19 protein-coding genes are annotated in these 25,158 nt (G+C 62.7%); 12 read left to right on the forward strand and 7 right to left on the reverse strand.

All coding sequences use genetic code 11. The annotated features are described in order from the left end of the window. Positions 1–23: 23 nt before the first annotated feature. On the reverse strand, positions 24–875 hold the full coding sequence (locus JZ00_RS03365; protein ID WP_039588354.1) for a CAP domain-containing protein: 852 nt from the start codon (positions 873–875) through the stop codon (positions 24–26). A 195-nt stretch (positions 876–1,070) separates the two neighbouring features. Continuing rightward, entirely contained in the window at positions 1,071–1,844 is a 774-nt protein-coding gene (locus tag JZ00_RS03370) for an L-iditol 2-dehydrogenase (RefSeq protein ID WP_039588355.1), read from the reverse strand. Positions 1,845–2,057: 213 nt separating this feature from the next. Between JZ00_RS03370 and JZ00_RS03375 the strand changes: the two genes are divergently transcribed. Beyond that, entirely contained in the window at positions 2,058–3,002 is a 945-nt protein-coding gene (locus JZ00_RS03375) for an AraC family transcriptional regulator (RefSeq protein ID WP_045156068.1), read from the forward strand. A 48-nt stretch (positions 3,003–3,050) separates the two neighbouring features. Here JZ00_RS03375 and JZ00_RS03380 read toward each other — a convergent pair whose 3' ends face one another. After that, positions 3,051–4,823 carry a sigma-54-dependent Fis family transcriptional regulator gene (locus JZ00_RS03380; protein WP_039588356.1) on the reverse strand — a complete coding sequence of 591 codons (1,773 nt, stop codon included), beginning with the start codon at positions 4,821–4,823 and terminating at the stop codon, positions 3,051–3,053. A 284-nt stretch (positions 4,824–5,107) separates the two neighbouring features. Between JZ00_RS03380 and JZ00_RS03385 the strand changes: the two genes are divergently transcribed. The 6 genes from JZ00_RS03385 (at position 5,108) to JZ00_RS03410 (ending at position 14,154) form a co-directional block, all read left to right on the forward strand. Next, positions 5,108–6,580 (forward strand): benzaldehyde dehydrogenase, encoded by a 1,473-nt coding sequence (locus tag JZ00_RS03385; protein ID WP_039588358.1) that lies wholly within the window; start codon positions 5,108–5,110, stop codon positions 6,578–6,580. Between the two features lie 70 nt (positions 6,581–6,650). Continuing rightward, complete coding sequence (locus tag JZ00_RS03390) at positions 6,651–7,418, forward strand: coniferyl-alcohol dehydrogenase (RefSeq protein ID WP_039588360.1); 768 nt, start codon at positions 6,651–6,653, stop codon at positions 7,416–7,418. A gap of 64 nt (positions 7,419–7,482) precedes the next feature. Beyond that, a complete protein-coding gene (locus JZ00_RS03395; RefSeq protein WP_039588361.1) occupies positions 7,483–9,132 on the forward strand; it encodes a DUF1302 domain-containing protein in 1,650 nt (549 codons plus the stop codon). 15 nt (positions 9,133–9,147) lie between these two features. Beyond that, complete coding sequence (locus tag JZ00_RS03400) at positions 9,148–10,509, forward strand: DUF1329 domain-containing protein (protein WP_039588363.1); 1,362 nt, start codon at positions 9,148–9,150, stop codon at positions 10,507–10,509. Positions 10,510–10,577: 68 nt separating this feature from the next. Then, complete coding sequence (locus JZ00_RS03405; protein WP_039588364.1) at positions 10,578–11,681, forward strand: WD40/YVTN/BNR-like repeat-containing protein; 1,104 nt, start codon at positions 10,578–10,580, stop codon at positions 11,679–11,681. A 52-nt stretch (positions 11,682–11,733) separates the two neighbouring features. Beyond that, positions 11,734–14,154, forward strand: coding sequence for an efflux RND transporter permease subunit (locus JZ00_RS03410; protein ID WP_039588365.1), 2,421 nt, complete (start codon positions 11,734–11,736; stop codon positions 14,152–14,154). 63 nt (positions 14,155–14,217) lie between these two features. Here the strand turns inward: JZ00_RS03410 and mhpT are convergent, their stop codons facing one another. After that, positions 14,218–15,444 (reverse strand): 3-(3-hydroxy-phenyl)propionate transporter MhpT, encoded by a 1,227-nt coding sequence (gene mhpT / locus JZ00_RS03415; protein ID WP_039588366.1) that lies wholly within the window; start codon positions 15,442–15,444, stop codon positions 14,218–14,220. 313 nt (positions 15,445–15,757) lie between these two features. On the opposite strand from mhpT, the gene JZ00_RS03420 reads away from it, so the two are divergent. After that, positions 15,758–17,062 (forward strand): OprD family porin, encoded by a 1,305-nt coding sequence (locus JZ00_RS03420; RefSeq protein ID WP_039588367.1) that lies wholly within the window; start codon positions 15,758–15,760, stop codon positions 17,060–17,062. A 75-nt stretch (positions 17,063–17,137) separates the two neighbouring features. Here JZ00_RS03420 and JZ00_RS03425 read toward each other — a convergent pair whose 3' ends face one another. Continuing rightward, positions 17,138–17,626: a MarR family winged helix-turn-helix transcriptional regulator gene (locus tag JZ00_RS03425; RefSeq protein ID WP_039588368.1), complete on the reverse strand. Its 489-nt coding sequence runs from the start codon at positions 17,624–17,626 to the stop codon at positions 17,138–17,140. Positions 17,627–17,839: 213 nt separating this feature from the next. Between JZ00_RS03425 and JZ00_RS03430 the strand changes: the two genes are divergently transcribed. The 4 genes from JZ00_RS03430 (at position 17,840) to JZ00_RS03445 (ending at position 23,058) form a co-directional block, all read left to right on the forward strand. Next, complete coding sequence (locus tag JZ00_RS03430; RefSeq protein WP_039588369.1) at positions 17,840–18,670, forward strand: p-hydroxycinnamoyl CoA hydratase/lyase; 831 nt, start codon at positions 17,840–17,842, stop codon at positions 18,668–18,670. Between the two features lie 87 nt (positions 18,671–18,757). After that, entirely contained in the window at positions 18,758–20,206 is a 1,449-nt protein-coding gene (locus JZ00_RS03435) for an aldehyde dehydrogenase (RefSeq protein ID WP_039588370.1), read from the forward strand. Between the two features lie 143 nt (positions 20,207–20,349). Next, complete coding sequence (locus JZ00_RS03440; RefSeq protein ID WP_039588371.1) at positions 20,350–22,227, forward strand: feruloyl-CoA synthase; 1,878 nt, start codon at positions 20,350–20,352, stop codon at positions 22,225–22,227. 117 nt (positions 22,228–22,344) lie between these two features. Further along, positions 22,345–23,058, forward strand: coding sequence for a GntR family transcriptional regulator (locus JZ00_RS03445; RefSeq protein WP_039588372.1), 714 nt, complete (start codon positions 22,345–22,347; stop codon positions 23,056–23,058). Positions 23,059–23,089: 31 nt separating this feature from the next. Here the strand turns inward: JZ00_RS03445 and JZ00_RS03450 are convergent, their stop codons facing one another. Together JZ00_RS03450 and JZ00_RS03455 are read right to left on the reverse strand one after the other, a co-directional pair. Next, positions 23,090–24,040 (reverse strand): PDR/VanB family oxidoreductase, encoded by a 951-nt coding sequence (locus tag JZ00_RS03450; RefSeq protein WP_039588373.1) that lies wholly within the window; start codon positions 24,038–24,040, stop codon positions 23,090–23,092. Beyond that, complete coding sequence (locus tag JZ00_RS03455) at positions 24,037–25,122, reverse strand: aromatic ring-hydroxylating oxygenase subunit alpha (protein ID WP_039588374.1); 1,086 nt, start codon at positions 25,120–25,122, stop codon at positions 24,037–24,039. The genes JZ00_RS03450 and JZ00_RS03455 overlap by 4 nt, the downstream gene beginning before the upstream one ends. Positions 25,123–25,158 lie beyond the last annotated feature (36 nt).

The following is a 25,158-nucleotide window of genomic DNA, read 5'->3' on the forward strand; positions in this document are numbered from 1 at the left end:
CTTCGCGAGCCCGCCCAGCACCGTCACTGAGTGCCAAACATCGCCGTCCAATAAATCCCCGCATCGCTCTTCGGGTCCACCGCATACCCAGCCCCCAGTTCGCGAAATTGCGGATTCATCAGGTTGGCGCAGTGCCCCGGGCTCGCCAGCCAGCCGTCCACCACCTTCAGTGCCGTGTCTTGCCCGGCGGCGATGTTTTCGCCGATGGCCTGCGCGAGGTAGCCCGCCAGCTCGGCGCGGTCGCCCGGCATGCGCCCGTCACGGTCCCTGTGATCGAAGAAGTTGTTATTGGCCATGGCGCGGGTGTGATTGACAGCGGCCAGGGCCAGGGTGGCGTTCCAGGCCAGTGGCGTCGTGGCGGTGAAGGCCTCGGTCCCGCAACGGCGCGGCTGCGCACGGGCGCTGTTGATCAGCTTGAGCAGTTTCTGGCCTTCGGCCTGCCAGTCACCGAGGCGCGCGGACAACAGTGGGCGGGCGAGCACAATACGCCATTCACGGTCCAGGCGGCTGACGCCGATGTCGACAAACTGCGGGTCCAGCACGACTTGGCAGAAGCTTTCTTGTACGGCTTTCATCGCGGCCTGGGCGTCGCGAGGTCCGGAAAGGCTGATGGCTTGCACATTGACCATCGGATAGGCCGCCCGGGCCAAGGCCTGTTGAAGATCGCCGATGCCATTGGCCGACAGGATCAACCGCGAATCCATCGCCAGCGGAGGCAACTCCAGGGACGCCTGGCCGGCGCAGCTTTGGGACTGGCTGCGGTAGAGGTTGATGGACTCGACCAGTTGCGTCTCTTCGGTGGCTGCGGCGCTGGCGGCAAAAGCCAGTCCCAGCGACAGCGCGGCAAGGCGCATGACGGAAAAAATGGCACGCATGTAAATCTCCCTTGAGCGGACGGCGCCTATGATGCGCAATTTTTGCCCCGCTGGGGCAACGGTATTCACGCTCTCTTGAAATCCCGTGCAACGGCACCGTTTGGTACCGTTTGGGATGATCCTCAAGTAGTCGGATCAATTTTCAAGCGAATAGGTCCATTTTCGTCGTCTCAAGGCCATAAAACTTCGAGCGCATCAGCTCATCCAGTTGCCTCCGTCGACGTTATAGGTCTGGGCCACCACGTATTCGCTTTCCGCCGAGGCCAGGAAAATCGCCATGCCGACCAGGTCCTGCGCCGTGCCCATCCGGCCATACGGGACCTGCCGTCCGACGAGACGTTTCTTTTCTCCCAATGGCAGGTTCTCGTGACGGGCGAACAGCGCGTCGACGCCGTCCCAGTGTTCGCCATCCACCACGCCGGGTGCGATGGCGTTGACGTTGATCCGGTGCTTGATCAAATCCAGCCCAGCGGACTGGGTCAGGCTGATCACGGCGGCCTTGGACGCACAATAGACCGCCACCAAGGCCTCGCCACGCCGGCCGGCCTGGCTCGCCATGTTGATGATCTTGCCGCCATGGCCCTGGGCAATCATCTGCCGCGCGGCGGCCTGCAAGGTGAACAGCGTGCCGGCGACGTTGATGGAAAACAGCCGCTCGAAGCTCTGTCGCGTGATCTCGACAATGGGCGCCAGGTCGAACAAGGCCGCGTTATTGATCAGGATATCCAGCTTGCCCGCACGGGCCACGACGGCCTCGATGGCGCTGTCGATCGATGCCTGGTCAGTCACGTCCATCCTGATCGCGTAGGCCCTGTCGCCCAGTTCAGTGGCGGTGGCTTGGGCGCGCTCGGGGTCGATATCGGCAATGGCAACCGTCGCGCCTTCATGAATGTAGGCCTCGGCGAACGTCCGGCCGATACCGCGGGCAGCGCCGGTCACCAGCGCGCTTTTTCCTTCCAGTCGTTTCATGGGGCTATTCCTGTTGTTGTAGGGCCAAATCGATTACAGCAGCGCCCGTGAAGGCTTACAAACGCAGGGAGGATTGCGCGCCGATACTTTTTTAACGCCGTCCAGAACGGCCGGCGGGTGTTAAAAAAGTACCGGTGGGCGGCCGGCACCGAGGCTGGCGAACCGCCGCGTGCTCGGCGTATGGTGCCAGCAGTCACGATAAAGAGGCGCGACATGCCTGATCACCGAACGCTCCTGTACGACCATCGGCCGGCCGAGCTGGAAGTCATCCTGCCCGAGCCCGAGCACAGTTTTCGCTGGTATGAGCACGACTATCCCTATTCGCTGGCGCGTTGGAACCATCATCCCGAGTTTGAAATCCACCTGATTCGACAGGGCAGCGGGCGGTTGCTGGTCGGTGACTACATGGGCCCGTTCGGGCCCGGTCATGTAGCGATGATCGGACCGGACCTGCCCCACGACTGGATCGGCGATGTTGCCCCCGGCGAATATCTGGCGGGGCGCGATGTGGTGTTGCAGTTCGATGGTGCCGTGCTGTTGTCGTTGCGCCGGACGCTGCCGGAACTGGGGGATTTGCAGCGATTATTCGAGCGGGCCCGACGTGGCCTGGCTTTTAGCGGCGGCACCGCGCGGCGTGCCGCGCAATTGCTTGAAGCGATCGGGCCGGCCCGGGGCCTGGCGCGACTGGCGCTGTTTCTCCAACTGCTCGACACGCTTGGCCGCGCCAGCGACAGCGAGGCCTCTTGCCTGGCAAGCCCTTGCTACGCGCCAGCCCTCGATGCGCGAAGCTCGGAGCGCATTCAGAAAGCCTTCGACTACCTGCATGCCGAACTCACCGGCGACTTGCGCGTGTCGGTGATCGCCCGGCAACTGGGCATGAGTGAACCTGGGTTCTCGCGCTTCTTCAAACGCATCACCGGGCATGGATTCATCGACCTGATGCGCAAGCTCCGGGTCCAGCGTGCCTGCCGGTTGTTGTCCCAAAGCGAAATGGCGGTGACTGACATCTGTTTTGAAGTCGGCTACAACAACCTGTCTAACTTCAATCGGCATTTTCGCGTCGAAATGAACCAGACGCCCAGCGACTACCGCCGCAGCCTCAGTGCCGACTCGCCTACGGACAGTGTTCCTGTGATGCAAGAGAAAACGCCGCCGTGATAGGCGGAATAGGCTTGGGGGGTATGACTCACCCAAACGGGTTTGTGTCTAGTCAGCCACATCGTGCCGGTGCTTTTTCAACCGATACGCGAACTGTGCTCGGCTCAGCCCCAGGGAGCGGGCGGCCGCCGCGAGGTTGCCGCTGGTGAGCTGCAACGCTTCGTTGATCAGCCGGGACTCCAGGCCATCGATGGTGAAATCCGCACCGGCCTGGCTCAGGGACAGCAGCAGCGGCGCGCTGGACGTCCCATCGCTTTGTGCCACGGCCGACGGCGAGAGTCCGCCATTGCCGTCGAGGGAATAGGCATCGGCGGGCAGTCGTTCATCGCGAAACAGGTGCATCAAGTCGATGGCCTGGCCTTCTTCGCTGGCGATCAAGCCCCGTTCGATGATGTTTTGCAGTTCTCTGACATTGCCGGGGAAGTCGTAGCGCAGCAGGACTTTCAGGGCGCGCATGGTAAGGCCCACCGACGTGCGGCCATATTCCAGGCAAAACCGCCTGAGGAAGGCGTTGATCAGCAGCGGTATGTCATCGCGGCGCTCGCGCAGGGGCGGAAGGGCGATGGGGTAGACGTTGAGTCGGTAGAACAGGTCTTCGCGAAAATCACCTTGCGCCACGGCTTTGCGCAGGTCGAGGTTTGTGGCCGCGACGACTCGCACATCGACCTTGATGCCATGGCCGCCACCGACTCGCTCGATTTCCCGCTCCTGCAATGCGCGCAGCAGCTTGCCTTGGCCGGCCAGGCTGAGGCAGGTGATTTCGTCGAGGAACAGGGTGCCGCCATGAGCCCGTTCGAAGCGGCCGGGACGTGAATGAGTGGCGCCGGTATAGGCGCCGCGCTCGACGCCGAACAGCTCGGCTTCGATCAGGTTATCCGGTATGGCTGCGCAATTGAGTGCAATAAAAGGCCCTTCGCGGCGCCGGCTGAGCTGATGCAACTGACGGGCGAACATTTCCTTGCCCACGCCAGACTCGCCGGTGACCAGTACGGTGGCCGGTGTCAGGGCAACCCGCTGCAAGGCCAACGTCGCCGCGTTGAATGCCGCGCTGGCGCCGATCAGCGGTTGTTCGCTGTCAGGCAGTGGATCGCTGGCAGCCATAGGGTTGGGCCTAGGGCTAGAAGGCAGGGCCGCGGGCGGCTGTGAGGCATTGAGGTAGCTCAGGTCACGCTCGATGTCGCCCCATTGCTCGGCGGTCTTGCCGACGACACGGCAGCGCTCATGCCCCATGCCCCGGCATTCCACTTCGCGAAAGACCACCAGTTGCCCGAACAACCCGCTGACGAAGCCGATCGCATAGCCCAGCTCGGTCCAGCACACCGGATCCTGCCCGGTGCCATAGGCGGCGACATGCTCATCCGCTTCGCAGGAGTGATGCCAGAGAAATTCCCCTTCGTAGAACCCCGATTCCGCATCGAACTTGAAGTGAAGCGGCTCGACCTTGGTCATGCCTTCGAGGGTATGCAGGTGCGTGCCTGCGCGAAATACCGCCGCGGCGTCGGCGTGGGGCCAGCGTTCACGAATCAGCCGCGCGTCCCGGGCGCCGGAGCAATAGCCGGTGCGGGTGAGCATGCCCCGGGCTTGCTCCAGCCCTTGGCGCTCGATGATCTCGCGGCGCAACGCGCCGAAGGATGAGCTGTGCAACAGCAACATGCGCTGGTCGTTGAGCCAGATACGCCCGTCGTCAGGAGAGAAGAACAGACAATTCGTCAGTTCCGCCGGGGTCGGCGAGCTGCTGTCGCTCAGCTCCTTACTGTCGCCCCGCGGACGAAAAGGCTCGGTCGTAGACCGCTCTGGCAGCGGACAGTGGGGATTATTCATTGTTATTGCCCCTGATGGCGGTAGTCGAAATGAGCACCTGGCTAGATAGTTATTAAGCATAACTTTGTCAAATGAACAAGTGGCGAACGGCCAGCGGTCAGGCCGGCGGATACACCACCGCCGCCTGGTCAGTCGAAGAACATTGACCCAGAGCCTTGGCCCACGTTTGTGCGGGCTGACGGGCGAAACCGGCACACGGCTTGCTCAGCCACTCGTACGGCGTTTTCGCCAGCGTCGGCAAGGCGTGGCAAACGATGACAACAACAACGAGCCGGGAGCTTTAAATGTCTGCATCCGAAAACCACCTGCTAGCCCAGGTGACTGCGTGCGAATGTGTCTTCAATGGGGATTGGGTGCCTGCCTCGGGCCCATTGCGGTCGATCATCGAGCCGGCCACTGGCGAGTTATTGATGCGCAGTGCCACGGCCGACGCCGCCGATATCGCCAAGGCCAGTCGCGATGCCGCCCTGGCGCAACCCGCCTGGGCGGCCCTCGGTCCACGGGAACGGGCCGCGATCTTTCGCAAGGCGGCCGATGTCGCCGAGCGCTCTTTCGCGGAACTGGCGTTGTATGTCGCCCGTGAAACCGGTGCGGCGCTGTTCAAGGGCCAGCATGAGGTGCGCGAAGCGATCGTGCTGCTGCATCAAGCGGCGGGCATGCTGTCCCAGGCCCACGGGGCAGTGCTGCCCAGCGCGGCGGGGCGCCTGTCTTATGCGCGGCGCCTGCCCCACGGCGTGATCGGGGTGATCTCGCCCTTCAATTTTCCCCTGGTGTTGTCCATGCGTTCCGTGGCGCCGGCCCTCGCAGCGGGTAACGCGGTAGTGCTCAAGCCGGATCCGCAGACTCCGGTCAGTGGCGGTTTTCTCATTGCCCGGCTGTTCGAGGCGGCGGGCTTGCCCAAGGGCTTGCTACAGGTGTTGCCCGGAGCGGCGGACGCTGGTGAAGCGCTGTGCCGCGATCCCAACGTGAAGATGATTGCTTTCACCGGATCGACCGGTGCCGGCCGCAAAGTGGCTGAAGTGGCGGGGCGAAACCTGAAAAAGGTCGCGTTGGAACTGGGCGGCAAGAACCCGCTGATCATCCTTGAAGACGCCGATCTGGACCTCGCTGCGCGGAACGCCGCCTGGGGCGCATGGCTGCACCAAGGGCAGATTTGCATGGCCACCGGATTGATTCTCGCCCATGAGTCCATCGCCCCGGCGCTGACCCGCAAATTGGTGGAAAAGGCCCGCGCCTTGAGCGTGGGCAACGCCGCCCGCGAGGAGGCGGCGCTAGGGCCGCTGATCAATCAGCGGCAGTTGCAACGCGTGCACGAGATCGTCAGCGACAGCGTACGCGCCGGCGCGACCCTTGAAGCGGGCGGTGAATACGATCGTTTGTTCTATCGACCGACTGTACTCAGCGGCGTGAAGCCGGGCATGCGTGCCTTCGAGGATGAAGTCTTTGGGCCCGTGGCGACTGTCGTCAGTTTCGCCAGCGACGAGGAAGCCATCGAATTGGCCAATCGCACCGAATACGGCCTGTCGGCGGCAATTATTTCGCCGTCGGTGGGAAGAGCCATGGCCATGGGGGAGCGGCTTGAGTGCGGCATGTTGCACATCAATGACCAGACCGTCGCCGACGAGTGCGTCAACCCGTTCGGCGGGCGCGGCGCCTCGGGCAATGGCGGCAGTGTCGGCGGTCCGTCGGATTGGGATGAATACACCCAGTGGCAGTGGGTGACGGTCAAGGCTACCGCGCCGATCTACCCGTTCTGACAGGCGGTTTTCTACAGGGGCCATGAGCCGAGGCCCCTGCGAGCGGACAAAAACAATAAGAGGACTCAACATGAAACTCGACAACAAGATTGTGCTGGTGACCGGCGTCTCGTCGGGCATCGGCGCCGCCACGGCGAGCCTGCTGCGTGCCCACGGCGCAAAGGTGATTGGTGTGGACCTCAAGGCGCCGCACATGACCCTGGACGGTTTTGTCCAGGGCGATCTGAGCAGCGCCGAAAACATCGACCGGCTGCTGCCGCAGCTACCCGCACGGTTCGACAGCCTGTGCAACATTGCCGGGGTGCCGGGCACCGCAAACCCGCAACTGCTGGCGCGGGTCAACTACTTTGGATTGCGCCACTTGAGCCAGGCGTTGCTGCCACGCATCAACGCGGGCGGCAGCATCGTCAACATCGCCTCGATCCTCGGTGCCGAGTGGCCGTTGCGCCTGGAACAGCACAAGGCGCTGGCAGGCATCGACGGTTTTGCCGCCGGACAAACCTGGCTGGCCGAACACCCCGTACCGGCCCCGACCTGCTACCAATACTTCAAGGAAGCCTTGATCGTCTGGACCTACGTCCAGGCCCAACCCTGGTTCCTGGAGCATTCGGTGCGGATGAACAGTGTCGCGCCAGGCCCGGTCTTCACACCCATCCTCGACGACTTCGTGAGCATGCTCGGGGAGGCGCGGACCCAGGCCGATGCCCATCGCATGAAACGTCCGGCGTATGCCGATGAGGTGGCGGCGGTGATCGCTTTCCTGTGCGCCGACGAGTCGCGCTGGATCAACGGCGTCAACCTGCCAGTGGATGGTGGATTGGCGTCCACCTACGTCTGAAGGGCTTATCCGTAGAACGCGGCGCAAGCCGCTATCCGAAAAATAACAATAAAGAGAAACCTCCATGGATAACCTCAAAGATTGCTTTGGTTTCAAGCAGTGCGCCCTGTTCCTGGCGTTATGCAGCACCGGTGCGATGGTCGAGACGGTCGAGGCCATGCAAATGGACCTGGGCGATTCCGACTGGAAACTGCGCTGGGACAACACCATCAAGTACAGCCAGGCCTGGCGGCTGCACGGCCAGGACAGCCGCTTGACCAACGCGCCCACCGCCAACGGCCTGTACCCCTCGATCCAGGGCCAGGGCGATAAAAACTTCAGCAGCGGCCTGGTCTCCAATCGCCTGGACCTGTTCTCCGAAATGGACCTCAGCCGGCAAAACTACGGACTGCGGGTCAGCGGCGCGGCCTGGTACGACGATATCTACAACCAGGACACCGACAGCAGCGAACAACCGCACTTTCTCAGCAAAACCCGCGAGCTCCATGGTCGCGACGCGGAGATTCTCGACGCGTTCGTGTTTTTGCGCGGTGACCTCGGTGACGACTCCCAAGGCGTGGCGCGGCTGGGACGGCACAGTCTGATCTATGGCGAAAGCCTGTTCTACGGCGGCAACGGCATCGCCAACGCCCAGGGCCCGACCGATGTGGTCAAGCTGCTCAGCGTGCCGGGTACTCAATTCAAGGAAATCCTGCGCCCGGTCAATCAGATCTCCGGGCAATTGCAGATCAACCCACAGCTGTCGGTGGGCGCCTACTACCAGTTCGAGTGGGAGCGTTCCAACCTGCCCGGCGCCGGCAGCTACTTGAGCGATGCCGATGCCATCGGGTACGGCAGTGGTCCGCTGCGCGAGGTGTTCGGCAACGACACGGTAAATGGCGGCGACCTGAAACCGCGAAACTCGGGGCAGGGCGGTATGCAGATCCGCTTCAAGCCAAGCGGCACCGAGCTGGAACTGGGGTTCTACGCGGCCCAGTACCATGACAAAGCCCCAATCGGCTTGTACGCCTATCTGGACGGGCCGGCCGCCGCAGCCAGCGAGTTGCCGATCCTGGGCTCCTATCGCCAGGTCTACGCCGAAGACATCAAGACCGCCGGCGTCAGCTTCTCCACCGCCTACGGTCCGTTCAACTTTGCCGGTGAAACGTCGGTGCGCTGGAACGCGCCGCTGGTGAGCAACCTGCAAGTGGTGACCCCCGGCATGGTGGCCGACGGTGGCGACAATGAGTTGTTCGCCAGGGGCAAGACCGCCCACGCCAACCTGTCGGCGATTTACTTGCTGTCGCCCAACGCGTTTTGGGATGGCGGCTCGGCCCTGGCCGAACTGGCCTGGAACCGCACCCTGAGCGTGACCAAGAACCCTGCCGCGCTGGACTCAAACACCACCCGCGATGCGACGGCGCTGCGGGTTCTGATGGAACCCGCGTACTTCCAGATCATCGACGGGATCGACCTGACCGTGCCCATCGGGATGGGGATCGTGCTCGATGGGCGCTCATCGGCGGTCAACAAATCCGGTTTCGGCAATACCCATTCCGGCGACTGGAGCGTCGGGCTCAAAGCCACCTATCTACAGCGCTGGGATGTCGGCCTCAATTACGTGAATTTCTTCGGCGCCCCGAAAGCCGGGCTGCGCGAGGACGGCAATTTCAGTTATGGGCAATCGCTGGCCGATCGCGATTTCGTCTCGCTCTACGTGAAAACCTCATTCTAATAAGGTGGATTCGCCATGCAGAACACAACTTTCCTGAACACCTGCCTGCTGACCCTTGCGCTGACCGGCATGAGCCTGGCGCAAGCGGCGGTATCGCCTGAACAGGCCGCGCGCTTGAAAACCGACCTGACCCCCCTGGGTGGCGAGCGCGCCGGCAATGCCGATGGCAGCATTCCGGCCTGGCAGGGCGGCTACACTCAGGTCGCGCCCGGTTATAAACCAGGCGACAAGCGCCCCGATCCTTTCGCCGGTGAGAAACCGTTGTATTCGATCAAGGCATCGAACATGGAGCAGTACGCCGGCGAACTGGCCGAAGGCACCAAGCTGTTGCTCAAGAAATACCCGGACTATCGCCTGGACGTGTACCCGACCCATCGCTCGGCGGCTGCGCCCCAGTGGGTGTATGACAACACCAGCAAGAACGCCACACGCGCCACCCTGGACGTGGGCAGCGAGAAGGTCTCCAACGCTTATGGCGGCATCCCGTTCCCGATTCCGGAAAACGGTGCGCAGGTGTTGTGGAACTATCGGTTGTCCTGGCAGGGCGGCGACACCATCAGCTCGCCTTTCGACACTTGGCTGATGACCGCCGGCGGCAAGAAAGTCCAGGCGACCCGAGCCCAGTACACCTACCAGTTTCCGTACTACGTCGAGGGCGGCAGCCTGGAAAATTATTCGGGCAAGTACCTGCTGGGCAAGCTCTTCACCGAGTTGCCGTCATCCAAGGCTGGCGAAGGCCTGATGACCCATTGGGACCTGGATCCGGGCAATCGGGCGGCCTGGCAGTACCTGGTCGGCCAACGCCGGGTTCGCCGCGCGCCCAACATTGCCTATGACACGCCTGACTTCGTGACCTCCGGCGTCGGTCTGTTCGACGAAGCGTTCATGCTGTTTGGCCCGACCGATCGTTATGACCTCAAGCTGGTGGGCAAGAAGGAGCTGCTCGTCGCCTACAACAACAACCGCGCCGCCCTGGCCAAGAGCGACGACCTGGTCAAGGCTAACTTCCTCAATCCTGATCTGGTGCGCTGGGAAAAACATCGGGTCTGGGTGGTCGAGGCCACGCTCAAATCCGGCAAGCGCCACGTCGTGCCGCGTCGCACTTACTACGTCGACGAGGACTCCTGGCAGATCCTGATGGCCGACGGTTATGACGCCCAGGGCAAGCTCGGCCGGCAAATGTATTCGTTGACGCTGCTGGCACCGGATCTGCCGGCCCTCACCGCGCAGGTGATGTGGGGCAGCTACAACCTCGATACCGGCGCCTATTTCCTCAACTCATCGAGCAACGACCTGACGGTCCAGTACCAAAAAGTCGCGAAGCCTTCGGCGTCCTATTTCACGCCGGATGCCATGGCCAACGAAAACATGCGCTGAACCTTGGCGACCGTGGCGAGGAGCGGTTTCGTCGCGGTCGCCGGCGACTTTCCAGGCGGAATAACGATATGAACGTTGAAAAAATCTTTGCGAGCCGTGCTCCGTCAAGGGCGATCTGCGCCTTGGTGCTGTGTCTGTTGGCGAGCGCGTCCTTGCCTGTGCAGGCGACGACATTGGCGGTGCTGCAGCTGCCGGCACTGCCGACCACCAAGGCCCAGCGTGCGGTATTGCTTGGGCTGGCCCGGGCCGGCGAGCGCCTTGTGGCGGTTGGCGAGCGCGGGATCGTGCTGCTTTCCGATGACGCCGGAACGAGTTGGCGCCAGGCCAAGGTGCCGGTCAGCGTCAGCCTGACGGCGGTGCAATTCGTCGACGCCGAGCAGGGCTGGGCGGTCGGTCACCTGGGCGTGGTGCTGCATACGCAGGACGGCGGCGAAACCTGGCAAAAGCAACTCGACGGCGAGCGTGCCATTGCCCTGGCGGTGCAGATCGCCGAGCGTGATGCCCAGCTACCTGGCGGTGCCACCCACTTGGAGCAGGCAAGGCGCATGCTGGCTGATGGACCGGACAAACCGTTTCTCGACCTGTATTTCAGGGATCACCTGCACGGCTACGTCGTCGGCGCCTACAACCAGATCTACCGCACCGATGATGGCGGGCGGAGCTGGCAGCCGTGGATGCAGCACCTGGACAACCCCCAGGGCTTGAACCTGTATGGCATCCGCGCCGTGGGCAACGATCTGCTGTTGGTGGGGGAGCGCGGCCTGCTGTTGCGTTCGACCGATGCCGGGCAGTCGTTCCAGGCTTTGGAGTCACCTTATGAAGGCAGCTTTTTTGGCCTGCTCGGCACCCGCGACGGGGCCTTGGTTGCCTATGGGCTGCGTGGAAACGCCTGGTGGTCCGACGATCGTGGCGACAGTTGGCACCGCCTACACACCGGGACCGAATCGACGCTGGCGAGCGCCCTGGAACTGCGCGACGGCGGCCTGCTGTTGGCCAGCCAGAGCGGCGAGCTTCTCTTCAGTCATGACCACGGTCGCAGCTTCGACAAACGCCAGAGCCGCAGCGGCGGGACTGTCGCAGCCGTGCAACAGGCGGTCGACGGCAGCCTGGCCAGTGTCGGCTTGAGCGGCGTGGCGGCTGACCAGGATCCGCGCGCCTGGGGCAAACCATGAAACTTCACGGTGTAGCGCTATCGGGCCGCGGCTCGTGCAACAGGAGTCAAACTTGAAAGACGACAAAACCCAAACCGTGATCGGCCGCCAGGAAGACTTCGACCGGACGTCAGGTAACTTCGCCGAGCGGGCGATCTTCAACCATCGACCCCTGGTAGTCCTGCTGTGCCTGCTGGTGACCTTGGTGCTCGGTTGGCAAGCCACGCGCATCGGCATCAATGCCAGCTACGAGAAAACCATTCCCACCGGCCATCCCTACGTCGCCAACTTTCTGGAAAACCGCAGTGAGTTGAGCGGCCTGGGCAACTCGCTGCGCATCGCCGTGGAGATCAGGCAGGGCAGTATCTTCACCATGGATTACCTCGACACCCTGGCCAAGCTCAATGACGAGCTCTATCTGCTGCCAGGTGTCGACCGTCCTTACATGAAGTCGCTGTGGACGCCGACCACGCGCTGGACCGCCGTGACCGAAGAAGGTCTGGACGGCGGTACGGTGATCCCTGACGACTACGATGGCTCGGCCGCCAGTATCGAACAGGTGCGGACCAACGTGGCCCGCTCCGGGGAGGTCGGCCAATTGGTCGCCGGCAACTTCAAATCCAGCGTGATCTTCGTGCCGCTGCTGGAAATCAATCCGCAGACGGGCAAGGCGCTGGACTATGGCGAGTTTTCCCGACAATTGGAGGCGTTGCGGGACAAGTACCAGACCGACGACTTGCGCATCCATATCACCGGCTTCACCAAGATCGTCGGCGATCTGATCGAGGGGATGACCCAGGTCCTGCTGTTCTTCGTGGTGGCGGTACTGGTGACGGTATTGGTGCTCTTCGCTTACACCCGTTGTGCACGCAGCACCCTGGTGGTGGTGGTTTGTTCGCTGGCGGCGGTGCTTTGGCAACTGGGCCTGCTGGCCTTGCTCGGTTATGAGCTGGACCCATATTCGGCGCTGGTGCCGTTTCTGGTGTTCGCCATTGGCATGAGCCATGGTGCGCAAAAGATGAACGGCATCATGCAGGACATCGGTCGCGGCACACATCGGGTGGTCGCTGCGCGCTACACCTTTCGCCGATTGTTCGCCGCGGGCATCACCGCCTTGCTGTGTGATGCGGTGGGCTTCGCCGTGCTGCTGCTGATCGACATCCGGGTGATCCAGGACCTGGCGATCACCGCCAGTCTCGGTGTCGCCGTGCTGATCTTCACCAACCTGATCCTGCTGCCGATCCTGCTCAGCTACATCGGCGTCAGCCCCGCGGCGGCGCAACGCAGCCTGAGTGCGGAAACCACCGAACAGCAGGCGCAGATCAAGCATCCGCTATGGCGTGCGCTCGATCTTTTCACCCAACGACGCTGGGCCATTGGTGCCATGTTGACGGGCTTGCTGCTGGCCGCGTTTGGGTTTGCCGTGAGCCTGCACCTGAAGATCGGTGACCTGGACCCCGGCGCCCCGGAGCTGCGTGCCGACTCGCGCTACAACCGCGATGCACTGTTCATGACGCAAAACTATGCGGCGAGCTCGGACATCTTCGTGGTCATGATCAAGACCCCGGAAGACCAATGCACCCGTTACGCCAGCCTGTCGGCGGTGGATGCGCTGGCGTGGCGACTGGAGCAATTACCCGGTGTGGAATCGACCAACTCGATGGCGGCGCTGAGCAAGATCGCCACGGCCGGTTATAACGAGGGCAACTTCAAATGGTATGAACTGATCCCCAATGACGGTGCGCTGGGGGCCGTGCAAACCCGCGCGCCGCGAGAGCTGTTCAACCAGGGGTGTTCGATGCTGTCGCTGTACGTCTACCTGGCCGATCACAAGGCTGACACCTTGAACCGGGTGGTGGAGGCCAGCGAGCAGTTTATCGCCGGGCATCAACTGCCGGAGGTCAAGTTCATGCTGGCGGCCGGCAGCGCGGGAATCGAGGCGGCGACCAACATCGTCGTGAAGAAATCCATGGGCGAGATGCTGTTCTGGGTCTACGGTGCGGTCAGCCTGTTGTGCCTGCTGACTTTCCGCAGCTGGCGCGCGACGCTGTGCGCGATGCTGCCGCTGATGCTCACCTCGATCCTGTGCGAGGCGCTGATGGTGGGGTTGGGCATGGGCGTGAAAGTTGCCACGCTACCGGTCATTGCGCTGGGCGTGGGCATTGGCGTTGATTACGCGCTGTATGTGTTGAGCGTGATCCTCGCCCGGATGCGCGCCGGCGACACACTGGCCCAGGCGTATTACCAGTCGCTGCTGTTCACCGGCAAAGTGGTGTTGCTGACGGGTATGACGCTGGCTGTGGCGGTGTCGACCTGGGCTTTCTCGCCGATCAAGTTCCAAGCCGACATGGGCATCCTGCTGGCCTTCATGTTCCTGGTGAACATGCTCGGCGCGCTGATCCTGTTGCCGGCGCTGGCGTGGTGGTTGCTGCCGCAGGAGGTCTTCGCAAAAAAGCCTGGGCTGAGCCGGCGGGAGCGGTGGGTGAGGGGATGAAGTGGTAAACCCCGTGGGTGCGAGCCTGCTCGCGCCCACAGGGGGGGCCGGGTGGACAGTAGGTCAGGATTTCTGTGCAACCGGTCCTGCCGTGTTCATCCGGGCCCCGTCAGAACGGCGAATCACGCTGAGGATGGCCAATGTCGCAACCACCAATCCGGGGGATGTCGCCAGCAGTACCGCTGTGGTACCGCCTCCGGCCGCAAGGATCTGGCCGGCCGCCAACGGGCCGGCCACCGAGCCCAGGCGTCCGATGGCCACGGCGGCACCGACACCGGTTGCCCGCACGGCCGTAGGGTAGGAGGGCGGCGCCGAGGCATAGAGCACCAACTGCGCGGCCATCACAAACAACCCGGCGGCGAACCCGGCAAGGCCCATCGGTACGATGCCCACCGACAAACCGACCCCGGCCAGCGCGCTCAACAGCCCGGCATAGACGAACAGTACGACCTTGATGGCGTTGTAGCGGTCCAGCAGCAGGCCACCAATCAACGAACCCAGGGCGCCGCCGATGTTGAACAGCATCTGCACCAGGCCGGCCTGGGGTTTGCTGAAGCCCTGTTCCAGCAGCAACGAAGGCAGCCAGTTGAGCAGCATGTACATCACCGTCAAGGTGAAAAAATAGCTCAGCCACAGGCCCAGCGTAGTCAGGCCCCGGCCTTCACCGAACAGCGCCTGGCCGGTCGAACCGCGGGTTTCACCACCCACCTGCTGGACTTGCTTGAAAGCGCTGGACTCCGGCAGCCACAGCAACATCAGCGGCACTACGAGCAAGGGCGCCAGGCCGCCGATGAGAAACGTCATTTGCCAATGTTCGCCAAAGGCCATCGCAACCACCGCCGCCAACGCGCCTCCCAGCGGAACACCGGCATACATCACGCTGATGGCCGTGCCTCGGCGTTGCTCGCCTACCGCTTCGGCACACAGGGCGATGAGGTTGGGCAGGGCGGCGCCCAGGCCGAGCCCGGTCATGAAACGCACCAACAGCAGGCTGGAGAATTGTTCGACATAAGCGGTGCCGAGGGAAAACACGCCGAACAGCAGGACGGCGGCGATCAGGATTTTCTTGCGGCCGATGCGATCGGCGATCCAGCCGCCGAAGAACGCACCCGGCAGCAGGCCGATGATCCCTGCGCTGAATACCCAACCCATCATTTTCGGGTCCAGGGCAAATGTCTGCCGCAGGCCGGCAGCGGCAGTCCCGGCGGATTGGAGATCAAATCCCTCGATCAGCGCGACGATGAAACACAAGGCGATGGTCAGCGTCGCTCGACGCGGCGGATGGTTCATGGCGAATCCTCTTATTGTTTTTGTCAGGACTGCGGTTCAGATGAAAACCGGCAGGTGCGATTAAGATTAACAAAGCTAACTAAAAAATGAATCGCGGCTTTTCCGCAGAAAAAATCTGCCAGTTCGCTTGAAAAATCAGATGCTTGCCTATCGAAAGCGGAATAACTGGAAAACTGGTTAAAAATATTAACGTTCGATTATCGGTCACTTCGCATTGACGAAGCCCCCTGGCCATTTCCATTCTCTGTCCGCGCGGCCCGTCATCCGGGTACCCGCCTCGATAGAAAACAACAACAAAAAATGGAAATCGAACATGTCGAACGTTATCCGGGACGTCCATGCCCCCGTTGCTTTGCCGATCCTCCAGCTGTGCGCCTGGGTCGGGCTGGGCTTATGTTCCACCGCGTCATGGGCCGAAGGCTTCGTCGAAGACAGCCACGGCACGCTGACCCTGCGCAACTACTATATGGATCGTGACTACAAAGACGGCGGTGCCAAGACCGCCGCCAGGGAGTGGGCACAGGGCATATTCATGAACGTGGAGTCGGGGTTCACCCCGGGGACGGTCGGGTTCGGGCTTGATGCACGGGGGTTGCTCGGCATCAAGCTCGACTCATCGCCAGACCGCAGCGGCACCGAGCTGCTGCCGGTGTCCAGTAGCGACAAGCGTGCGGCGGACGAGTACTCGCGTCTTGGCCTGACCGGCAAACTGCGTATCGCCCAGACCACCGTGAAAACCGGCGACGTGTCGATCTTCCTGCCGTTTGCCTTCGCCAGCCCGTCGCGCCTGCTGCCCCAGACGTTTCGCGGGACGACGCTCAGTTCCAAGGACATCGAAGGCTTGACGCTCAACACCGGTTATATCGACCGTATCGCCCGGCGCGATTCCACCGATTACCAACCCATGGCCATCGCCTCGCCCAATCGCCGTTTCAACGGCGCGGCGACCACGTCCCATATGGCGTACGTGGGAGGCGATTACCAGGTCAACAAAGACCTCGGCTTGCGCGTCTACCACGCCGAGGTGGCTGACCTGTACCAACAGAACACCTTCGCACTGCTGCACAACATGCCATTGGGCGGTGGCGTGCTGACTACCGACCTGCGCAGCTTCTTCAGCGACGACGACGGCGCCGCCAAGGCCGGCAAGGTGGACAATCGCAACGTCTCGGCACTGGTGGGTTATCGCTTCGGCGGCCATCGCGTGAGCCTGGGCTACATGCATTCCAGTGGTGATACCGCGACCCCGTATGTGTCTGGCACCGAGCTGATGGGCTTGAGCGAAATGACCATGAGTTCGGACTTCCTCAACGCCAAGGAGCGTACCTGGCAAGCGATCCACGACTATGACTTCGCGGCCGTGGGCGTGCCTGGCCTGCGAACCCGGTTGCGCTACGTGCGGGGCGATCACATCGAGCTGGCGGCTCTCAACGCCGAAGACCGCAAGGAGCGTGAGTTCCAGATGGAGCTGGGCTATGTGATCCAGAGCGGTCCGCTGAAGAACGTTGGGCTGCTGGCGCGCAAATCGATCTACCGCAATGACTTCCCCGGCACGGCGGCGTTTCGCGACGAGAACCAGACGCGGTTCCTGGTGACGTATAGCGTGCCGATTTGGTGAAGTAGTGAAGGGCGATGCAGAGCTTCTGCGGCGAGGGGATTTATCCCCTCGCCGCAAAGGCAGCCGCCAACCTGGCTACTGGTAAACCTTCTTCAACAACCGCAGCAGGTCCTCGCGCTCGGCGGCGGAAAGCGCGGCGGTGGAATCCAGATCACTTTCTTTGGCGATCTGCTTGAGTTCCTTGAGCAGTGTCTCGCCGGCCTTGCTCAGGAAAATCCCATAGGAGCGTTTGTCCGGCTTGCAGCGCACCCGCACGGCCAAGGCGCGGCTTTCCAGTTTGTTCAACAACGGCACCACTTGCGGAGGCTCGATGGCCAGCGCCTTGGCCAGGTCGGCCTGCATCAGGCCAGGGTTCTGGTCGATGATCGCCAGGGCCGAGAATTGGGCGGGCCGCAGGTCGTGAACGGCGAGACGGCCGATCAGGTTCTGGAACAGTTTCAACTGGGCGCGGCGCAAGGCGTAACCGATCAGGTCATCCAGGGCGGAATCCAACGGTGCCTGCGTGTCGTTACCGTCGGCAGGTGCGCCGGCGGCGGTTTCGGCAAGCTTGGAAGACTTGGCCATCGAAAGGAGCATCCTCAAGGTCAGTGATTAACAAGGCTATCCAGTTTGCCGAGGTTGCAAGGCGATGGCTACGTCCCTTCGCACATTTGTCGTCTGGGAGCGTTTACCGAGGCTCTGAAAATACTAGGTAAATCGATTAATAGTTAATTGACATAACTAATATTCAGGGTTAGTTTTTGATCATCTTCAGCCAAGAACAAGAGAGCACGCGCCATGAGCAATTACGAAGGTCGCTGGACCACGGTCAAGGTCGAGATCGACGATGGCATCGCCTGGGTCATCCTTAATCGCCCGGAAAAACGCAACGCCATGAGTCCCACCCTCAACCGCGAAATGGTTGATGTGCTGGAAACCCTTGAGCAAGACCCTGCTGCTGGCGTGCTGGTGCTCACCGGCGCCGGGGAAGCCTGGACTGCCGGCATGGATCTCAAGGAATACTTCCGCGAAGTGGACGCCGGGCCGGAAATCCTCCAGGAGAAAATTCGCCGCGAAGCCTCCCAATGGCAATGGAAACTGCTGCGCATGTACACCAAGCCGACCATCGCGATGGTCAACGGCTGGTGTTTCGGTGGCGGTTTCAGCCCGCTGGTGGCGTGTGACTTGGCGATCTGCGCCGACGAAGCCACCTTCGGTCTCTCTGAAATCAACTGGGGCATCCCACCTGGCAACCTGGTCAGCAAAGCCATGGCCGACACCGTGGGCCACCGCCAATCGCTGTACTACATCATGACTGGCAAGACCTTCGGCGGGCAGAAAGCCGCCGAGATGGGCCTGGTCAACGAAAGCGTGCCCTTGGCGCAACTGCGCGAAGTCACCGTGGAGCTGGCGCGCAACCTGCTCGAGAAGAACCCGGTGGTGTTGCGTGCGGCCAAGCATGGTTTCAAGCGCTGCCGCGAGCTGACCTGGGAGCAGAACGAGGATTACCTCTACGCCAAGCTGGACCAGTCGCGGCTGCTCGACACCGAAGGGGGCCGCGAGCAGGGGATGAAGCAGTTCCTCGACGACAAGAGCATCAAGCCGGGCCTGCAAGCCTACAAGCGTTGAAAAAACAGGGCGCCCGGGAGCTGTTCGCCCACGGCGCCCGGCGCTACTGTGAATGCATTCCGATAAAGACAATAAAGAGGAATCACCATGCTGGACGTGCCCCTGTTGATCGGCGGCCAGTCGTGCCCGGCCCGTGACGGCCGGACCTTCGAGCGCTGCAACCCGGTGACCGGTGAAGCGGTGTCTCGCGTGGCCGCCGCCACGTTGGAAGATGCCGACGCCGCTGTGGCGGCCGCACAAGCCGCTTTCCCTGCCTGGGCCGCGTTGGCGCCCAACGAACGTCGCACCCGCCTGCTGCGCGCCGCCGAGCAATTGCAGGCCCGCAGCGGCGAATTCATTGCCGCTGCCGGCGAAACCGGCGCCATGGCCAACTGGTACGGTTTCAATGTGCATCTGGCCGCGAACATGCTGCGCGAAGCCGCGTCCATGACCACTCAAATCAATGGCGAAGTCATTCCTTCGGACGTGCCGGGTAGTTTCGCTATGGCCTTGCGCCAGCCGTGCGGTGTGGTGTTGGGAATCGCGCCGTGGAATGCTCCGGTGATCCTCGCCACTCGCGCCATCGCCATGCCGCTGGCCTGCGGCAACACGGTCGTGCTCAAGGCGTCGGAAATCAGCCCGGCGGTGCACCGTTTGATCGGCCAGGTGTTGCAGGACGCGGGCCTGGGTGACGGCGTCGTCAACGTCATTTGCAACGTCCCGGCGGATGCCCCCGCGATCGTCGAGCGGTTGATCGCCAACCCGGCGGTGCGGCGGGTCAATTTCACCGGCTCGACCCATGTTGGCCGGATTGTCGGCGAACTGTCGGCCCGCCACCTCAAGCCGGCATTGCTGGAGCTGGGCGGCAAGGCGCCGTTACTGGTGCTGGACGATGCCGACCTGGATGCGGCGGTGCAAGCGGCGGCATTCGGCGCTTACTTCAACCAGGGCCAGATCTGCATGTCCACCGAGCGCTTGATCGTCGACGCGAGCATCGCCGATGCCTTCATCGAGCGGCTCACGAAGAAGATCGCCACCTTGCGCGCCGGTGACCCCGGGGCCAGTGATTCGGTGCTGGGTTCGTTGGTGGACGCCAGCGCCGGCCAGCGCATCAAGGGCCTGATCGACGATGCCCTGGCCAAAGGCGCGAAGTTGGTCGCGGGCGGGCAGTTGGATGGCAGCATCCTGCAGCCGACCTTGCTCGACGGTGTTACGCCGGACATGCGCCTATATCGCGAGGAATCCTTCGGGCCGGTGGCGGTGCTGCTGCGCGGCGAGGGTGACGAAGCATTGCTGCGCCTGGCCAATGATTCGGAGTTCGGATTGTCGGCGGCGATCTTCAGTCGCGACACCGGCCGTGCGCTGGCCCTGGCCCAGCGAGTCGAGTCCGGAATCTGCCACATCAACGGCCCGACCGTGCACGACGAAGCGCAAATGCCCTTCGGCGGCGTCAAGTCCAGCGGTTACGGCAGCTTTGGCGGCAAGGCGTCCATCGAGCATTTCACCCAGTTGCGCTGGGTGACGATGCAGAACGGCCCCCGGCACTACCCGATCTGAAAACCGTCGCATTGTGGGCGGTGTTCCGCGAAAGCCATCGCCCGATGCAGGCCAGACCTAACAATGACAAGGCCGCAGCCAGGTGCTGCCACGTTCCGCTCGCCCTGCGCGACCCGAGCGTGCCTTGATGGAGGAGATGTACCGTGAGTTCCGAGTTCAGATCATCCTCCCGGCCCGAGCCTGTGCGTTATCGCCAGGTGTCGATCGGTCACCCCGCCGTTGAAGTGAAGGAAGAGCAGGGCATCCTGCACATGCGCTCCCTGGAGCCCTTGGCCCCGTTGCCGTCACGCCTGCTGGATCGCCTCGTGCACTGGGCCGAGGTGCGGCCGAACCAGACCTTTGTCGCTGCGCGGGAAAACGAGGGCGACTGGCGTCATGTCAGTTACGCCGAGATGCTCGCCAGCGTAAGGGCCATCGCCCAGGGTTTGTTGAGCTATGGATTATCGGCGGAGAAACCCTTGGCGCTGCTCTCGGGCAACGACATCGAGCATTTGCAGATGGCCCTGGGCGCGATGTACGCCGGGATTCCCTATTGTCCGGTGTCGCCGGCCTATTCGTTGCTGTCCCAGGACTTCGCCAAGCTGCGGCATGTCTGTGATCTGTTGAGGCCAGGGCTGGTGTTCGTCAGCGATGCCGCGCCGTTCGAACGGGCAGTCAATGCCGTGTTGCCGGCGGATATTCCCTTGGTCACCGTGCGTGGAGACATACCGGGTCGGGCCAGGACAAGCTTCGCCAGCCTGCTCGCACAGCCGGCTGGTATCGAGGCCGACCGCGCATTCGCTGCGACCGGGCCCGACAGCATTGCCAAGTTTCTCTTCACCTCCGGCTCCACCAAGTTGCCCAAGGCGGTGATCACCACCCAGCGGATGCTCTGCGCCAACCAGCAGATGCTGTTGCAAACCTTCCCGGTGTTCGGCGAAGAGCCTCCGGTGCTGGTGGATTGGCTGCCGTGGAACCACACCTTTGGTGGCAGCCACAACGTCGGCATCGTGCTGTACAACGGCGGCACGTTTTATCTGGACGATGGCAAGCCCACCGTCCAGGGTTTTGCGCAAACCCTGCGCAATCTCAAGGAAGTTTCTCCCACGGCCTACCTGACCGTGCCCAAGGGTTGGGAAGAGTTGGTGAGCGCCCTGGAACAGGATGCGGACTTGCGCGAACGCTTTTTCAAGCGCATCAGCCTGTTTTTCTTCGCCGCGGCGGGCCTTTCCCAAAGCACGTGGGATCGGCTCGACAAAGTCGCCGAGCAACATTGCGGCGAACGGATCCGCATGATGGCCGGCCTGGGCATGACTGAAGCTTCGCCATCCTGCACCTTCACCACCGGACCGCTGTCCATGGCCGGCTACATCGGTTTGCCGGCGCCCGGCTGCGAAGTGCGGCTGGTGCCGGTGGACGGCAAGTTCGAAGGACGCTTTCGCGGGCCGCACATCATGCCCGGCTACTGGCGCTCGCCGCAGCAGACCGCCGAGGTGTTCGACGACGCGGGCTTCTATTGCTCGGGCGATGCCATCAAGCTCGCCGATCCCGCCAACCCACAACTGGGGTTGATGTTCGACGGGCGCATCGCCGAGGACTTCAAGCTGTCCTCAGGCGTGTTTGTCAGTGTCGGGCCGTTGCGCAACCGCGCGGTGCTCGAAGGCACGCCTTACGTCCAGGACCTGGTGGTGACCGCGCCGGATCGTCCGCACCTGGGCGCGCTGGTGTTCCCGCGCCTGCATGATTGCCGCCGACTCTCGGGCCTGGGCCCGGACGCCAGCGACGCCGAGGTACTGGCGAGCCCGCCGGTGCGCCAATGGTTCGCCGATTGGTTGCGGCGGCTGAACCGCGATGCGAACGGCAACGCCAGTCGTGTGGAATGGATCGCGCTGTTGGACGAACCCGCGTCCATCGACCGTGGTGAAATCACCGACAAAGGCTCGATCAACCAGCGCGCGGTATTGCAATGGCGCGCGGCCAAGGTCGAGGCGCTGTATCGGGGAGAAGACCCAACGGTCCTGCGCGCTGGATCGGCCGGCTGATAGCGCTTTTTGTGGCAACGGGCTTGCTCGCGAAACCCTCCGCTTTCGCGCGCACGCTCGCTCCCGGATATGATTGCAACTACTATGGCGGCTCTCTCTTCCCTGGATATCCCCTGAATGAGTAAGCCCGGCCAAACGGTGCTGGTCGCGTTGCGTCGAATGATCGCTTCAGGCGAACTGGCGGCCGGCGAGCGCCTGATGGAGATTCCCACCGCGCAGTTGTTCGGCGTCTCGCGCATGCCGGTGCGCATGGCGTTTCGCACCCTGGAGCAGGAAGGGCTGCTGGTGCGTTTTGGCGGGCGTGGTTTCCAGGTGCGCTCCGTCAGTGCCGATGAAATTGCCGGTGCGGTGGAAGTCCGTGGCGTGCTCGAAGGGCTGGCGGCGCGGCAAACGGCCGAACGGGGACTGTCCGAAGAGGCTCGTCGCGCGCTCGAACTGTGTCTGGTGCAAGGCGACGAACTGTTCGCCAAGGGCTATGTGACCGAAGAAGACCTGGAGGTCTACCACGACCTCAACATGCGCTTTCACCACGTGATCGTCGAAGGCAGCCACAACCCGGCCATCGCCGACGCCCTGGCGCGCAACGATCATCTGCCATTTGCCTCTGTCACCGCCCTGGCGGTCGATCGCCAGAACATGGCCGGCGAGTACCGCCGTTTCAACTACGCCCACATGCAGCATCACTCGGTATTCGATGCACTGGTCAATCGCCAGGGCGCCCGTGCCGAGGCGATCATGCGTGAGCATGCCAACGCCACCCTGCGCTACGCCGAAGTGTTTGGCTCGACATTGGCGGATGAGCGGATGAAGGTGATCCTGCGATCTGACTAAGGCGTACATATCCTGTCGGAGGCTGCCGGGCTCAGAGATCCAACACCAACAACGGCGTCCTGGACCTCGAACAGCACGGCGTGAACTGGTCGTTGCAGGCTTGCTCGGCCTCGGTCAGGAACATGTCCCGATGGTCCGGCACACCTTCCAGCACACGGGTCAGGCACGTGCCGCATATGCCTTGTTCGCACGAAATCGGAACCTCGACGCCGTGACTTTCCAAGACTTGGACCACGCTCATGTCCGCCGGTACTTCGAATACCTGACCACTGCGGGCAAGCTTCACCGAAAAGCGGCCATCGGCGCTGGTGTCGGCGGGGGCGGCGGCGAAGTATTCGCGGTGCAAGTTGGATTCCTGCCAGCCTTGGGCCTTGGCGGTGTCGAGGATGTGTTGCATGAAACCACCGGGTCCACACACGTATAAGTGCTGATCCTGGTCGGACGAGGCCAATACCCGCGCGGCATCCAGCGCCGTGGCGGGTTCTTCATCGAAGTGCAAAAACACCCGGTCGGCATAAGGCGATTGCTGCAAACGCTCCACAAAAGCCGCGCGATCCCTGGACCGGGCGCAGTAATGCAAGGCAAACGCAGCGCCGCTCTGGGCCAGGTGTTCGGCCATGCACAGGATCGGCGTGATGCCGATACCGCCCGCAAACAGCAGGCTGCGGCTAGCCTGCGGGGCAAGCGTAAAGAGGTTGCGTGGTTCGCTGATGAGCAGGCGCATGCCTGGCTGGATCTGCTCATGCAGGCTGCGCGAGCCTCCCCGTGAAGCGGGATCCCTGAGCACGCCGATGAGGTAGCGATGCCGCTCCTCGGGGTGATTGCACAATGAATATTGACGAACCAGCCCATCGGGCAAATGCACATCGATATGGGCACCGGCTGTAAAGGCCGGGAGTGGTTGGCCATCGACCGACGCCAGCTCGTAGCTGCAGATGTCCAGGGCTTCGTCGTTGCGCGCCGTGACGTGGACTTCGATCATGGCCGTTGCTCCGCGTGTTGCGGCTGGCGCGTGCTGGCAATCAACGCGGCCTCTTGCTCGCGTTCCCGGGCGATCCAACGCTCCAGCACCCGCCGCGATTGCACGCCGCCGGCGTCGATATTGAGCTTGAGCAGGTTGCGTTGTGGATGGTCCAGCAGGTTGCGCTGCTGGCGTTCGAGCATCTCCAGGTCTTCACTGAAAATCTTGCCCTGGCCTTCGCGGATGCTGGCGGTGAGTGCTTCGTCCCGGGGTTGGAAGTGCCGGGCCATGCCCCAGAAGTACCAGATGGACGTCTCGGTTTCCGGAGTGATGAAATCCACCACGATGCTCGACGCCTTGTACTGCGGCGCGGCGTGATAACCGCCGTGGCCGCAATGGGCCACGCCAACTTCGATCAGCACATGGCTGGGGGGGGTGAAGCGGCAGATTTGCCAGCGATCCACCGGCACATCATCGGCCAGGTTGTTGCCCCGCAGCGCCATGCGCCAGAACGGTGGGGCCATGATGTTCTCCATGTGCCGGGCGGTCACGACTTCGTCGCCTTCGACCGTGGTCACCGGGGGCGCCTCGTCAATTTCCTTCTGACCGATGCTCGACGCATGAACATAGGTTTCGTGGGTCAGGTCCATCAGGTTATCGATCATCAGGCGATAGTCGCAGTGGATGTGGAACAAGCCGCCGCCATACGCCCATTCGTCACTTTGCGCCCATTCCAAATGCGGGATCAGCGCCGGGTCGGCCTGCGCCTGTTCACCCGGCCAGACCCAGATAAAGCCGTGGCGTTCCTGCACGGCGAAGGTCTTGTTGCAGGGAAACCCGCGCACTCGTTGGCCGGGCATTTCGACGGTCCTGCCATCGCCACCCATCACCAGGCCGTGATAGCCACACACCAGGTTGCCATTGTCGACGTAACCCAGCGAGAGCGGGGCGCCACGGTGCGGGCAGAAATCCTCGACCGCCGCGACCTCGCCGCCATGCCCGCGGTAGAAAACCATTTTCTCGCCACAGATCTGTCGACCCAGCGGCTTGTCGGCGATTTCATCAGGCGTGCAGGCAACGTACCAGGTGTTCTTGGGGTACATGAGCGGATCTCCAGGCTGGTTTTGTTTTTATCTGTG

The sequence above is a fragment of the Pseudomonas frederiksbergensis genome, assembly GCF_000802155.2.
GTDB classification, from domain to species: Bacteria; Pseudomonadota; Gammaproteobacteria; order Pseudomonadales; family Pseudomonadaceae; genus Aquipseudomonas; species Aquipseudomonas frederiksbergensis_A.

Excerpts from the sequence above, each read along its gene's own strand:
- JZ00_RS03365 (WP_039588354.1), bottom strand. The coding sequence starts at position 875 with ATGCGTGCCATTTTTTCCGTCATGCGCCTTGCCGCGCTGTCGCTGGGA.
- JZ00_RS03370 (WP_039588355.1), bottom strand. The coding sequence starts at position 1,844 with ATGAAACGACTGGAAGGAAAAAGCGCGCTGGTGACCGGCGCTGCCCGC.
- JZ00_RS03375 (WP_045156068.1), top strand. The coding sequence starts at position 2,058 with ATGCCTGATCACCGAACGCTCCTGTACGACCATCGGCCGGCCGAGCTG.
- JZ00_RS03380 (WP_039588356.1), bottom strand. The coding sequence starts at position 4,823 with ATGAATAATCCCCACTGTCCGCTGCCAGAGCGGTCTACGACCGAGCCT.
- JZ00_RS03385 (WP_039588358.1), top strand. The coding sequence starts at position 5,108 with ATGTCTGCATCCGAAAACCACCTGCTAGCCCAGGTGACTGCGTGCGAA.
- JZ00_RS03390 (WP_039588360.1), top strand. The coding sequence starts at position 6,651 with ATGAAACTCGACAACAAGATTGTGCTGGTGACCGGCGTCTCGTCGGGC.
- JZ00_RS03395 (WP_039588361.1), top strand. The coding sequence starts at position 7,483 with ATGGATAACCTCAAAGATTGCTTTGGTTTCAAGCAGTGCGCCCTGTTC.
- JZ00_RS03400 (WP_039588363.1), top strand. The coding sequence starts at position 9,148 with ATGCAGAACACAACTTTCCTGAACACCTGCCTGCTGACCCTTGCGCTG.
- JZ00_RS03405 (WP_039588364.1), top strand. The coding sequence starts at position 10,578 with ATGAACGTTGAAAAAATCTTTGCGAGCCGTGCTCCGTCAAGGGCGATC.
- mhpT (WP_039588366.1), bottom strand. The coding sequence starts at position 15,444 with ATGAACCATCCGCCGCGTCGAGCGACGCTGACCATCGCCTTGTGTTTC.
- JZ00_RS03420 (WP_039588367.1), top strand. The coding sequence starts at position 15,758 with ATGTCGAACGTTATCCGGGACGTCCATGCCCCCGTTGCTTTGCCGATC.
- JZ00_RS03425 (WP_039588368.1), bottom strand. The coding sequence starts at position 17,626 with ATGGCCAAGTCTTCCAAGCTTGCCGAAACCGCCGCCGGCGCACCTGCC.
- JZ00_RS03430 (WP_039588369.1), top strand. The coding sequence starts at position 17,840 with ATGAGCAATTACGAAGGTCGCTGGACCACGGTCAAGGTCGAGATCGAC.
- JZ00_RS03435 (WP_039588370.1), top strand. The coding sequence starts at position 18,758 with ATGCTGGACGTGCCCCTGTTGATCGGCGGCCAGTCGTGCCCGGCCCGT.
- JZ00_RS03445 (WP_039588372.1), top strand. The coding sequence starts at position 22,345 with ATGAGTAAGCCCGGCCAAACGGTGCTGGTCGCGTTGCGTCGAATGATC.
- JZ00_RS03450 (WP_039588373.1), bottom strand. The coding sequence starts at position 24,040 with ATGATCGAAGTCCACGTCACGGCGCGCAACGACGAAGCCCTGGACATC.
- JZ00_RS03455 (WP_039588374.1), bottom strand. The coding sequence starts at position 25,122 with ATGTACCCCAAGAACACCTGGTACGTTGCCTGCACGCCTGATGAAATC.